Annotated in this window: 9 protein-coding genes; 3 read left to right on the plus strand and 6 right to left on the minus strand. The window is 60.8% G+C overall.

The annotated features are described in order from the left end of the window. Window positions 1-38: 38 nt before the first annotated feature. Genes ACHZCU_RS03660 through ACHZCU_RS03670 form a run of 3 tightly spaced genes read left to right on the plus strand, consistent with a single transcriptional unit; the run spans window position 39 to window position 4,313 of the window. Window positions 39-1,856, plus strand: a complete 1,818-nt coding sequence (locus ACHZCU_RS03660) for a feruloyl-CoA synthase (RefSeq protein WP_319517695.1) — start codon at window positions 39-41, stop codon at window positions 1,854-1,856. Between the two features lie 11 nt (window positions 1,857-1,867). Then, window positions 1,868-2,743, plus strand: a complete 876-nt coding sequence (locus tag ACHZCU_RS03665; protein ID WP_319517696.1) for an amidohydrolase family protein — start codon at window positions 1,868-1,870, stop codon at window positions 2,741-2,743. Window position 2,744: 1 nt separating this feature from the next. Next, window positions 2,745-4,313, plus strand: a complete 1,569-nt coding sequence (locus tag ACHZCU_RS03670; RefSeq protein WP_319517697.1) for an acyl-CoA dehydrogenase family protein — start codon at window positions 2,745-2,747, stop codon at window positions 4,311-4,313. A gap of 247 nt (window positions 4,314-4,560) precedes the next feature. Here the strand turns inward: ACHZCU_RS03670 and ACHZCU_RS03675 are convergent, their stop codons facing one another. The 6 genes from ACHZCU_RS03675 to ACHZCU_RS03700 form a co-directional block, all read right to left on the minus strand. Then, window positions 4,561-7,188, minus strand: a complete 2,628-nt coding sequence (locus ACHZCU_RS03675; RefSeq protein WP_394706012.1) for a DNA translocase FtsK — start codon at window positions 7,186-7,188, stop codon at window positions 4,561-4,563. Window positions 7,189-7,737: 549 nt separating this feature from the next. Then, complete coding sequence (locus tag ACHZCU_RS03680; RefSeq protein ID WP_319517699.1) at window positions 7,738-9,174, minus strand: amidohydrolase family protein; 1,437 nt, start codon at window positions 9,172-9,174, stop codon at window positions 7,738-7,740. Window positions 9,175-9,235: 61 nt separating this feature from the next. Next, entirely contained in the window at window positions 9,236-10,081 is an 846-nt protein-coding gene (locus ACHZCU_RS03685; RefSeq protein ID WP_319517700.1) for an ABC transporter substrate-binding protein, read from the minus strand. A gap of 535 nt (window positions 10,082-10,616) precedes the next feature. Next, a complete protein-coding gene (locus ACHZCU_RS03690; protein ID WP_319517701.1) occupies window positions 10,617-11,198 on the minus strand; it encodes a TIGR00730 family Rossman fold protein in 582 nt (193 codons plus the stop codon). A gap of 11 nt (window positions 11,199-11,209) precedes the next feature. Continuing rightward, complete coding sequence (locus tag ACHZCU_RS03695; protein WP_319517702.1) at window positions 11,210-12,160, minus strand: acetamidase/formamidase family protein; 951 nt, start codon at window positions 12,158-12,160, stop codon at window positions 11,210-11,212. Between the two features lie 4 nt (window positions 12,161-12,164). Further along, complete coding sequence (locus tag ACHZCU_RS03700; RefSeq protein WP_319517703.1) at window positions 12,165-12,578, minus strand: DUF3830 family protein; 414 nt, start codon at window positions 12,576-12,578, stop codon at window positions 12,165-12,167. Between the last annotated feature and the right edge of the window lie 48 nt (window positions 12,579-12,626).

The following is a 12,626-nucleotide window of genomic DNA, read 5'->3' on the forward strand; positions in this document are numbered from 1 at the left end:
CCGGTCTGAGGAGAGGCTTGTCCCGCGGAGGAGGAAGAATGGACGTTCTCGACAAGGAACTGACGCTGGTGGCGCATTCGGTCAGGACCGTGACGCGCCCCGACGGGACGATGATCGCGACATCGAATGTCCCGCTCGATCCGGTCGTCAACCACACAGGCGAATGGCTTGAAAAATGGGCCGCCGCAGCGCCAGCCCGCGTCTTTCTGGCCGAGCGCTCCGGCGATGGCTGGCGCGAGCACGGCTATGGCGAGGTGCTCGACATGGTCCGCGCCATTGCCGGCGGATTGCTGGCGATGGGGCTTGGTCCGGACAAGCCGATCCTGATCATGTCCGGCAATGGCGTCGACCACGCGCTTTTGTCATTTGCCGCGCAATGGGTCGGCATTCCCGTCGTGCCGCTGGCCGAACAATATTCGCTGATCGAGGAAGCCCATGGCCGTCTCGCCTATGCCATCGGCAAAGTAAAGCCGGCGCTGGCCTTCGTCGACGATGCCGCACGCTATGCCAAAGCGCTCGAACGGCCGGAATTCGACGATATCGCCGTGGTGGCGGTCAAGACAGAAGGCGCGCCACGCCCGGTCACAGCCTTTGCCGATCTTCTGAAAGGCGATAGCAGCGTCGATCTCGAAGCCGCCCACGCAAAGGTCGGCCCCGACACGCTGGCGAAACTGCTGTTCACCTCCGGCTCGACCTCAAACCCGAAGGCGGTGATGACCACGCAAAGGATGATGTGCGCCAACCAGAGCCAGATGGCCTCGGTCCTGCCCTTCATCAGCGAGCGCCCGCCGAAAATCTGCGACTGGCTGCCGTGGAACCATGTTTTCGGCGGCTCGCACAATGTCAACATGATGCTCGCCCATGGCGGCAGCCTCTACATCGACCATGGCAAGCCGACCGCCAGGGCGTTTCCGACCTCGATCGAGAATATCAAGCAGCATCCCGGCAACCTCGCCTTCAACGTTCCGGTCGGCTTTTCCATGCTGGTGCACGCCATGGAGACGGACCGCGACCTGCGCCAGGCCTATTTCAACGATCTCGACCTGCTGTTTTACGCCGGCGCATCGCTGCCGCAGGATATCTGGACGCGTCTGGAGGAAATGGCGATGGAGGTTCAGGGCCGACTGCCGCTGATGATTTCCTCCTGGGGCATGACCGAGACGGCGCCAGCCACGATCATGCTGCATGAACAGATCGGCCGTTCCGGCGTGATCGGCGTGCCGCTGCCGGGCACCGAGATCAAGTTGATGCCCGACGACGAGATGCGCTGCGAGCTTCGCGTCAAGGGCATAAACATCATGCCCGGCTATTTCGACGATACGGAAAAAACCGCGCAGGCGTTTGACGAAGAAGGCTTCATGATCACCGGCGATGCCGTGCGTTTCGTCGATGCCGATGACCCCGATCGCGGCCTCGTCTTCGACGGGCGCGTGTCGGAAGACTTCAAGCTGATGACCGGCACCTGGGTGCAGGCGGGCAAGCTGCGCCTCGATGCGCTGGAGGCCCTGCGCGGGCTGGTGCAGGATGTCGTCGTCTGCGGCCATGACCGCGGCGAAATCGGCCTGTTCGTCTTTCCCAAACCCGATGCGGTGCACGACGGCAATACATCCGAGGGCGCGGTGATCGACGAGCATCTCCAGGCTGCCATTCACTGGGAGCTGCGGCTTCTGGCGCGCAAGGCAACGGGATCGGCCAAACGCATCGCCCGCGCCATCATCCTGTCGGAACCGCCGAACCTGAAAGATGGCGAGATCACCGACAAGGGCTCGCTCAACATCCGCAAGATCATCACCCGCCGGGCCGGCCTTCTCGAACGGCTTTACGACAATGAAGATCCGGCCCTGATCCGTGTTTGAAGGTTTCTGAAATGGTTGATTTTTCCAAAGTTCGCGCCATCGATTTTCACACCCACGCCGAAGAGCCCTGCGGCTGCCATCACGATGACGGCTATGACGACCTGCAATCGGCGATGGCCAAATATTTCAAGGCCCCGTGGTCGCATCCGCCGACCATTCCGGAAACCGCGGCGCATTATCGCGAGATGAATATCGCCGCCGTGATCTTTCCCGTCGATGCCGAACGCGAGACCGGCTACCGGCGCTACAACAATTACGAGGTAGCGGAGGCCTGCGCGAAGGAAAGCGACATCCTCATCCCCTTCGCCTCCATCGATCCGGCCAAGGGCAGGCTCGGCGCGCGCGAGGCCCGCGATCTCGTCGAAAACCACGGCATTCAGGGCTTCAAGTTCCACCCGACCATGCAGGGCTTCTATCCCAATGACCGCATGGCCTATCCGCTTTACGAGGCGATTGCAGAGACCGGCAAGCCGGCGCTGTTCCACACCGGCCAGACCGGCGTTGGCTCCGGCATGCGCGGCGGCAACGGCATGCGGCTGAAATATTCCGATCCGATGTATATCGATGATGTCGCCGTCGATTTCCCCGACATGCCGATCATTCTGGCCCATCCCTCCTTTCCCTGGCAGGAGGAGAGCCTGTCGGTGGCCACCCACAAGCCGAATGTCTATATCGACCTGTCCGGCTGGTCGCCGAAATACTTCCCGGAAATCCTGGTGCGCTACGCCAACACGCTCCTGAAAAAGAAGATGCTGTTCGGCTCCGACTGGCCGATGATCGCCCCGGAACGCTGGCTGGACGCCTTCGACAAGGCCCCCTTTCGCGACGAGGTGCGCCCGCTGATCCTGAAGGAAAACGCCATGCGGTTGCTGGGGGTCGAGAGCTGAGATGACCGAATTCAAGGCCCCTGTCGAGGATATCCTGTTTTCGCTCGACGCCGTTGCCGGCGCGTCCCGCCTTCCGGACTGGGACGGCGAACTGGCCGGCGAGATCATCGGCCATTTCGCGGCCTTCGCCGAAGGCGTGCTTGCGCCGCTCAACGCGGTGGGCGACGCCGAGGGCTGCCGCCTTGTCGGTGGCCGCGTCATCATGCCGGAGGGTTTTCGCGATGCCTTCGCTCAACTGGCCGAGGGCGGCTGGCAGGGCCTGACCGCGCCGGAGGATTTCGGCGGTATGGGGCTTTCGCCGGTCATCGGCGCGGCCGTTTCGGAGATTTTTTCCGGCGCAAACCATGCCATGCAGATGGTCTGCGGCCTTGTGCCGGGCGCAATCGCGACACTGCTGCATTACGGCAGCGAAGACCAGCAGCAACGCTGGATCGCGCCGCTTTCGGCCGGCGCCGCGCTTTCGACCATGTGCCTGACCGAGCCGGATGCCGGCTCCGATCTCGGGCGTATCCGCACCAAGGCCAGCCGCGATGGTGACGTCTGGCGGCTTTCCGGCGAGAAGATCTTCATTTCCGGCGGCGATCAGGATTTGAGCGACAATATCCTGCATCTGGTTCTGGCCCGCACTGGCGATGCGGCAAGCGGCGTCCGGGGGCTTTCGCTGTTTCTCTGCGACCGGGAGAGTGCCGGCGAGACCATAAAAATCACCCGGATCGAGGAAAAACTGGGGCTGCACGCCTCGCCCACCTGCCAGATGGTTTTCGACGCGACGCCCGCCGAACTGATCGGCACGGAGGGCGAAGGGCTGAAGGCCATGTTCACGGTGATGAACCACGCCCGCATCGATGTCGCGCTGCAGGGCACGGCGCATGCCGCCCGCGCCGGCCATATCGCCGCGAGCTATGCCGACGAACGCCGTCAGGGCCGCAAGGCGGATGGCAGCCCGGCCGTTCTGAGCGATCATGCCGATGTCCGGCGTATGCTCGACGAGCAGCAGGCGCTGGCTCTCGGCAGCCGCGCCATGTGCCATATCGCGCTCGTTGAGATGGCGCTTGGCGAAAAGCCGGAACTGGTCGATTTCCTGACGCCGGTGTGCAAGCTGTTTGCTTCCGAGGCGGGGATCAAAGCCGCCAATCTCGGCATTCAGGTGCTCGGCGGCTATGGCTACCTCACCGAATACGGCCTGTCGCAGGTCTGGCGCGACGCCCGCATCACCGCGATCTACGAGGGTGCGAACGGCATCCATGCACTGACGATCGCGGGCCGCGGCCTGCGCCTCAAAGACGGCGCGGGGGCCGACGCATTCACGGCGCTCATCGACCGACTGGCCGATGGCGACACCGAAATCGCGGCGCTCGCGCAAATCTGGAACCAGTGGCGCGACAAAGTTCTGGCCGCCGAAGACCCGACGCCGCTGGCCCATGATTTCGCCCGGCTGACGGCCACGCTCTATTACCGCGCCGTATGGTCCCGCATCGCCGCCGCCGGCGCCTCCGGGCCTGACACAGCAAAGCTTCGGCGGCTGAAAGACCACGTGCTTGCCGCACCACTGCCGGTCCGCCTGCCGTGAGGCCCGGACGCTGACGATCAGGACAGTGTCCGACTATTTGTTCGGCGAACGGATCAGGTCGGAGATCTCGCCGGCGGCTTTTGCGACGTGCCTGCGGATGGTTCCGCGTTGCATGCGGAAGCCACAGTGTGTCCTGCGGCACGTCGGCGAAAAGACTTAGCACGAAGAGCAGGACGCCTTCGTTTCGATGTTCACTCGATGTTGGGATGAAGATATGCCCCCATCCCCGATGGATCCGGAATCCGGGTCAGTCGGCGGCACCTGTATCGAGGATTTCGCGCTTGCCGACGTGGTTGGCGGGCCCGACCAGACCTTCCTGTTCCATGCGCTCGACCAGCGAGGCAGCGCGGTTATAGCCGATCGACAGACGTCGCTGGATGTAGGAGGTCGAGCACTTCTTGTCGCGCTGGACAATCTTGACGGCCTTGGCGAAAAGATCGTCGGTATCATCACCCTCGCTCGCCATGTCGGTTGCATCGAAAACGGCGCTATCCTCTTCGCCCTCGTCTCCCTCGTCGACGACGACGCTGCCGAGATAGGTGGGCGTGCCTTGAGATTTTAGATGATCGACGACCTTTTCGACTTCGTAGTCGGAAACGAAGGGACCGTGGACGCGGGCAATCCGGCCGCCGCCCTTCATGTGCAGCATGTCGCCCTGGCCCAGCAGATACTCCGCGCCCTGTTCGCCGAGAATGGTGCGGCTGTCGATCTTGGAGGTGACCTGGAAGGAGATGCGCGTCGGGAAATTGGCCTTGATCGTGCCGGTGATCACGTCCACCGAGGGCCGCTGCGTTGCCATGATCAGGTGAATGCCGGCCGCGCGCGCCATCTGCGCCAATCGCTGGATCGTGCCTTCGATCTCCTTGCCGGCGACCATCATCAGATCCGCCATCTCGTCGACAATGACGACGATGTAGGGCAGTGCCGAAAGATCGAGCTCCTGATCCTCGAAGGTCTGCTCGCCGGTGGTGCGGTCGAAGCCGGTGGGCACGGAAACCATGATGGTTTCGCCGGTGGCGCGAGCTTCGGCAACACGCTTGTTGAAGCCATCGATATTGCGTACGCCAAGCCGCGACATCTTGCGATAGCGGTCTTCCATTTCGCGCACGGCCCATTTCAGCGCCAGAACCGCCTTCTTCGGGTCGGTCACAACCGGGGTCAGAAGATGCGGAATCCCGTCATAGACCGACAGTTCCAGCATTTTCGGATCGACCATGATCAACCGGCATTCTTCCGGACGCAGGTGATAAAGCAGTGACAGGATCATGGTGTTGATCGCCACCGACTTGCCCGAACCCGTGGTGCCGGCGACGAGAAGATGCGGCATCTTGGCAAGTTCGGCGACAACCGGTTCGCCGCCGATATTCTTGCCGAGGCAAAGCGGCAGGCGGAAATCGGTCGTCATATAGAGGCGGCTTTCGAACAGCTCCCTGAGAAAGACGGTCTCACGCTCTTCGTTCGGAAGCTCGATGCCGATCACATTGCGGCCGGGAATGACGGCAACACGGGCGGAAAGCGCCGACATCGAGCGGGCGATATCATCCGAAAGATTGATCACCCGCGAGGATTTGACCCCCGGCGCAGGTTCGAACTCGTAAAGCGTGACGACGGGGCCCGGACGGACATCGATGATCTCGCCCTTGACGCCGAAATCCTCCAGAATGCTTTCCAGCAGACCGGCGCTCTGCTCCAGCGCTTCCTGGCTGAACTCGTTGGCTTCATCCGACCCCGGCATCTGCAACAGGTCGATCGACGGGAAAACGAAGTCGGTTACCTCATGTTCCGCCAGAACGTTGAGGGGCTCGGTGCGTTCCTTGTATTCAGGTTCGGCCTCGCGTTCCGGTTCGATCTCGACATCATCCTCTTCGATGAATGCAGCAATGTCTTCGTCCGGCTCATCATCAGCAAGGTCCTCGACGGCCCAGACATCCGGCGCATCATCTGCGTCTTCACTGGATTCGCAAGGACCCGACGGCACATCCGCGGGTGTGCTTTCGGCAGTCCGCGTCGGGCTGTAAAGCAGAACCTGACGGTAGAGCGAAACCGGAGACGGCCCCTCTTCGGCGCGCTCTTTCTTGTCATCAAGGATAGTTTCCACGGCATCCGAGGTCGCGGTCCATGACGGGTCAACCAGATCGGCTTGCGCTGCCCCGGCGGGCTCTGTTGCCGGCGCCACGGATATGTCCGCTTTGGCCTGTTGCGGTTCCGTCTCGACCGGCGGTTCCGTTTGCACGTTCTTTTCCGCTCCAGGCGTTTCAACACCGCCAAGCGCCATCATCTCGAACGCCAGCCCATCGGGAAGATAGGAAAAGCAATCGCCGTGCACGCGCTCTGTCTCGCTTGAAGTCTCAAGCATCGCGTCATCGTGTGTGGTCGCATAATCGATTTCGTCAGGCAGAGACGGATCGACGTCGTTCTCGCCCGAAAGATACCAGGGGATCGAGGGCGCTGTGTCTTCTTCTTCTGCTTCAATCTCGTCAATTGGCTCGACCTCGGACAGCGGTTGTTCGGTCTCCACGTTCCACGGCTGTTTGTCGGATGAAACCAAGCGCGCTGCGGGCAGCTCTTCGGCAATCCGCTCCTGAAGCACGGTCGCCGGCGAAGGAAGATGCGGGCCGAAAACCATCTCCTCCGTCTCCGTTTCGGCCGGCATTGCCGGCTCCGGATGTTTCCGGTGCGGCGTGCGAGTGAACCGCACATTCGGCCCCAACACGAATGGACGCTGCCAGGTCGGCAAACGCTCCGGGTCAAGAATCGCAGCTTCCGCATTGCGTCGCGAGACCTCGGCGATCTGGTCCCTTTCTGCCTCAGCGTTTTCCGTTTTTGCTACATCTACAGGTTTCGTTTGATGGTTGGGATAACGCGAAATAGGCATGCTGATGAAGACCAATCTGAGAACTGACACACAGCATCTGTGATAGAAAAGAAAACTTAATCAGTCGTTTCGCCTGGCGGATATAGCACACTGTTTTATGATCTCCCGAACGTCAGTGCGACTGCTTTACTGTCATCTCCCTTCCGCCCTCGCAGAGCTTTCACGCAATAACAGCGTCGATAGATATGCCAGCTCTTACGCAGCAAGCGAGAGACGAGTAGACAGACTGGGAAAACATAATTTGGAACGCAATTCCGCGCCGCTTTGAGGGGAAACAACTCATTCGGCTACTTCACGTTCGATTCAATTGACTCCGGCGCTCCTGACGACAAATCTTGCCCGTCGCTCGCGCATCTCACGACGTTTTACTGAGCCAGAACGCCCAAAGCCCCGCGGTTATGCGAGGGCTTTTAATTTGTTTGCTAACACGATTTTGGTTGCGGGGGCAGGATTTGGACACTGTTTTGCTCGGAGACACTGAAAGGGTTGTTCAACAATGTATCATTTGGCGTGATGCTCGAACCTCGCGTGCTCCTGAAGTCAGGCATATCAGCAGCAGCCGCGATAGTGTTCGGCGATCAGGGGTTCGAGGGCTTCGAAGGCGCTGCGGATGTGCTTCGTCGAGGCGATGGAGGCGCGGTATTGGGCACGCAGTGTTTCATGCATGGCATCCAGTTCGAGACCCGGCAACATCTGGTTCTTGACGATGGTCCGCCCACCGCGGATCACTTCATCGATGTGCTGCTGGGTCGCGCGGGCGAAAACGCAGTGGCGGGGGTCTACGTCCACGATCTGATCCGGGTCGAGCCTGTCGAGATCAAGTATCAGCAGGTCGGCGGGCATGGCTTCGCCGATATTACCACCGGCTTGAAGACCGATAATATCTCTGCTCACCGAGCACGCAGCAGAAAGCGCGTCTCCCGGCGTGATCACCTCGTCAAAGGCAATGCCGGCATTCAGCAGCCGGAAAAGCCGTAACTCGCGCAGCGCGTCGTCATCCTCGTCAAAGGCACAGCCATCGAGGCCGAGCCCGAACTGGATGCCCGCGGCCTTCATCTTGCCGACGGCTGCTATCCCGGAACTCAGATGCAGGTTGGATGACGGATTGACCGCAATCCTGACGCCATGTTGCGCCAGAAGTTCGAGTTCCCCCGGTCGCGCCCAGACACAATGGGCGACCGTAAGGCGCGGCGACAGGAGGCCGATCTCTGCAAGCCAGTTGACGATGCCCTGCGGATAGGCGCGGTCCGCCCAGCGGCGCTGTTCGCGGGTTTCGAGCAGATGCATGTGGATACGACGACCGCTCTCGGCTGACGCCTCGGCAATCGCTTCCAGCAGCCCATCAGAACACCATTGAACGCCATTGGGACCGAACTGTACGTCGACATGGCCGCAATCTTCCATTTCGGTGGCGACCGCCTCCACGCGCTTGATCTGGTCCCTGATACCTTCGGCGGGCAGGCGCCAGATATCGTCAATGGCGAACTCGCCGGCAAGCTTTTCCGAGATCGCCGAATGATCGCCGTAGACGATCGGGTTGCGGTCGCGCATCGATACGGCAAAGCCGATCGATATTCCGACATCACTTGCCGCGCGGGCATATTCGTGCACCTCACGCTCGAGCGGCTCCTGCCCCATGGGGCGGATGAGATGCACCATGGCACCGACGCAGCCGCCCCTGGCCGACCGGCCGAAGGAGGCCGCAGCCGCCAGATAGGGATCAACCGACGGCATGACCGCCAGCGAAGGCAGCCATGTTTCCAGCGGCTTCATGCCTGCACCGAATGAGGTGGGCGAAAGCGGCCGCGCATGATTGTGCCCGTCCACCAGCGCCGGCATCGCCAGCATGCGGGGGCCGGAGGGCATTTTCTCCAGAGGCCGGACGGACGAGATCGTGCCGCCCTCTATCGTGATTTCAGCAGGGCCGGAAGGCGTATAGGACGGCCCGACAAGGGCCTCTGCGACGGTGATTGTGCGGCTATCCATATGCGCCTCCCGGGCCTTAAATAAGAAGCCGGGGCCCGTCACGAGCCCCGCCAGATCGTCATCAGTTTGCAGTGCGGTCGTCAAGCGGGGGAAGGAAGTCGCTCGAGAATACGATGGACGGTTCCAGCGAACCATCAAGCTCATAGGCTTCCTTGATGGTCTCGATCGACCGGGCGAGACGCTCCTCATCGACACCGCCGAGGCCAACCGTCTCGGTCTCATCGGAGATAATCAGGTTTTCGATCGCAAAGTCGATACGTAGCTCTTCCAGCTCTTCATCAATGAGCGGCTCAACTTCCTTGACCGTTGCTGCCCCCATGGCCGGATCGGCGATCACTTCCTTCATGGCGCGGTTGATGGCGCGCACCAGGCCGCGCACGGCTTCCGGATGCTCTTTGGCAAGCTCACGCGAAACCATAACGCCGTTCGAATAGATATCGACACCATTGTCGCCGTAGTTGAACCAGTTGAACTCGGTTTCCGGATCGAGGCCGAGACCGACGAGGTTCAGGTAGCTGGTGACGTTGAAGACGAGGCTCGCCTCGATGTTGGCTCGGATCAGCATCTGTTCCTGGATATTGGTGGCGACATTGACGATCTCGACCTCGGACACATCCACACCTGCCGATGCGGCAAGAGCGGGAAACAGGCGCGTTGCAGCCGAACCTGCCGGACCACCGACCCTCAGCCCTTCAAGATCGGACAATTCCTGAACCGGACCGTCGCTCTTGGTCAGCACGGAAAAGGGCGGCTGATTATAGATCTGGTAGACCATCAGCGGCGCGGTCTCGGGCGTCTCCAGCACATTCTGGATGATGGCATTGATGTCGCCGAAACCGGCATCGTAAGCGCCCGACATGATGCGGGTGACCGTGGCGGCAGAGCCCTCGCCCTGGTCGATCTGCACGTCGAGGCCTTCGTCGGCGAAATAGCCCTTTTTTTTTCGGCAAGGTAGAACCAGGAGTGGATACCCTGGATCTTCCAGTCGAGCGTGAACTTGATCGGCAGATCATCGGCCTGCGCCTAGGTGGCAAGCAGCATGGCCGGTATGATCAGAGAACGGAGGAGCTTTCTCATGGTGGTTCCCATTCGATTGGTTTGTGGGGGCTGAGGCCCGAAGCTGCTCCGCCAGTCACTTGGCTTATATAGTCTTCTGCAACACGCCGTCACCCGGTCCGCCATGTAGCTGGCTGCATCCACCGGCTTGCTAAAAGATCGAGGAGGATCGAGGATCTGCCGGAGCTTTCGACCTTCGACCGGCTATTCGTCAGATCAAAGACAAAGTGATGTTAGGAGCAGCGAGCAGTGCTGACTATTGCTGTTTTCGTGTTCACGCGGTACCAAAATGCGTTCACTTATCACTTCAGCGCCGGATACGGAAAAGGCGGGAACGCCCATGCGTCCCCGCCAATTTATCCAATGAATTTAATGTGATCAGCGGATCACAGCCATTTCGGCACTGTGGTGCGCTCGAAGCTACGAAGCTTGTTGACAAGCACGGCTGGATCGGCATCCACGCATACCGAATGGCGATGCTCCGGCGGCAGAAAACGGGATGCGACCATGTGGTCGATGAAGCCGAGGAACGGTTCGAAAAAACCTAGTGTATTGAGGAGGCCCACCGGCTTGTCGATCTCGCCGAGCTGGTTCATGGTCCAGGTTTCCATGAACTCCTCAAGCGTGCCGATACCGCCCGGAAGCGCAATGAAGGCATCGGCGAGTTCCACCATGCGCTCCTTGCGCGCGCGCAGCGGCTCGGCCACTTCGCTTCTCGTCAGGCCTTCATGCGCATGACCTTTCTCCATCAGGCGCCGCGTGATGACGCCATGAATTTCACCATTTCCCTCAAGCGCGGCATCGGCGACCTCGCCCATCAATCCCTTGGTGGTTCCTCCGTAGACGAGCTGGATGCCGGCCCGGGCCAGTGCCGTACCGAGCGCGCGGGCTCCATCGGCAAAATCGACCGCCCCGCCGGTGTTCGATCCGCAGAAAACGGCAATTGATTTGATGTTTCTGGCGCTCATTTTGACCCTCTTCAGTCGTTCGCGGCCTGCTGTAGGACCGCCTTGGGGATCATCACATGAACCCCCTTCTTCACGTTGACAAGCTGCGTGATGCGGATGTCTGCGGCAATCGAGCACAGCGTATAGGCCTCCGCAGCCGAAATGCCGGTAGCCGAAGAAACCTGCGCAATCGCGCGACGCAACGCCAGCCTGACAGCTTCTTCGAGATTTTCGTCCACCCCCATGGTGATCAGATGCGAAGGGGTCGCCGCGTATGGGAATTCGAGCGAGCCGACCTTGAGGACCGTAAACCGAAAGCGCCCTGTCAGTCCTGTTTCGACGGCCGTCAGACACGCCTCGCCATCGCCCTGGCTGGCATGACCGTCGCCGATCGAGATCAACGCACCTGCGACAGAGACCGGAAGATACAGCGTGGAACCGGCTGTCAGTTCACGGCAATCGAGATTGCCGCCAAAATAGCCGGGTATTACGGAGGTCAGCCGACCATCTTGCGGCCGCGGCGCCGCGGCGATGATGCCGAAGAACGGATTGGCCTGCAGCGTTCCGCCCCATGGCAGCGTAATCGATCCCGCTTCCGGGTCGATCTCGAAATGCCGTGTATGAGGCTCGAGGAAATCGTCGGGCAAGGTGCCCCTTCCCGGCCTGGTGATGTTGTATCCCCAGCGCTCGCGAAGGGCGATATCCAGGATCTCGACCTTCAGGACATCGCCTGTCATTGCCTCCCGAACGGAGATCGGACCCGTCAGAATATGCGGTCCAGGTGATGGCGAAAGCCGCGCATGAATGTCGGCATGTTCGGGACGAAGCGTCGACAATTGCGACGGCACCTCTTCCGGTGCGCCGCTCAGCGAGTGAACCGTCACCGTGTCGCCGGAAGCGACTTCGAGCACCGGGGCAAGGCTGCCATCGAGAAAACCCCAATGAACTGTATCGGCGGAAGGCTTCAGTTCGTGCGCGGTCATCGGCTCAGGCCAGTTCGAAGCGGATCGGCTGGGCGCCTTCCCAAAGCGTCTTGTTGCCAAGGGCGGGTAGGTTTTCAAGGCCGGATGTCAGCGTGATGAAATGGTTGCCGGCAAGCTGCCCCATCTTCGAGGAGAAGTCGACGCCACCATAGGCAAGCAAGATTTCGGTTTCGCTGATGCCGCCGGGATAGAGGATGACATGACCCGGCGCAGGATGGCTGGTGTGGTTTTCATAGCCGACCCCGAAATCCAGGTCCCCGAGCGGAATCCAGACCCCCTCGCCCGACCAGCGCACATGCACGACCTGGCTCTCATAGGGAAGGCTTTTGAGAAATGCCTCGCAAGTCTTCGGCGCGGCTTCCGTTTCCAACCGTGCTTCGAAGGTGAAGGGGCCGGCGGTGACGATCAACTTTGTCATTTCTGTCCAACTTTGGTTCTGGCCGACTTTGATGAAAGCGGCGTCGTT

Source organism: uncultured Martelella sp. (genome assembly GCF_963677965.2).
In the GTDB taxonomy this organism is placed as follows: domain Bacteria; phylum Pseudomonadota; class Alphaproteobacteria; order Rhizobiales; family Rhizobiaceae; genus Martelella; species Martelella mangrovi.

Excerpts from the sequence above, each read along its gene's own strand:
- ACHZCU_RS03660 (WP_319517695.1), top strand. The coding sequence starts at position 39 with ATGGACGTTCTCGACAAGGAACTGACGCTGGTGGCGCATTCGGTCAGG.
- ACHZCU_RS03665 (WP_319517696.1), top strand. The coding sequence starts at position 1,868 with ATGGTTGATTTTTCCAAAGTTCGCGCCATCGATTTTCACACCCACGCC.
- ACHZCU_RS03670 (WP_319517697.1), top strand. The coding sequence starts at position 2,745 with ATGACCGAATTCAAGGCCCCTGTCGAGGATATCCTGTTTTCGCTCGAC.
- ACHZCU_RS03675 (WP_394706012.1), bottom strand. The coding sequence starts at position 7,188 with ATGCCTATTTCGCGTTATCCCAACCATCAAACGAAACCTGTAGATGTA.
- ACHZCU_RS03680 (WP_319517699.1), bottom strand. The coding sequence starts at position 9,174 with ATGGATAGCCGCACAATCACCGTCGCAGAGGCCCTTGTCGGGCCGTCC.
- ACHZCU_RS03690 (WP_319517701.1), bottom strand. The coding sequence starts at position 11,198 with ATGAGCGCCAGAAACATCAAATCAATTGCCGTTTTCTGCGGATCGAAC.
- ACHZCU_RS03695 (WP_319517702.1), bottom strand. The coding sequence starts at position 12,160 with ATGACCGCGCACGAACTGAAGCCTTCCGCCGATACAGTTCATTGGGGT.
- ACHZCU_RS03700 (WP_319517703.1), bottom strand. The coding sequence starts at position 12,578 with ATGACAAAGTTGATCGTCACCGCCGGCCCCTTCACCTTCGAAGCACGG.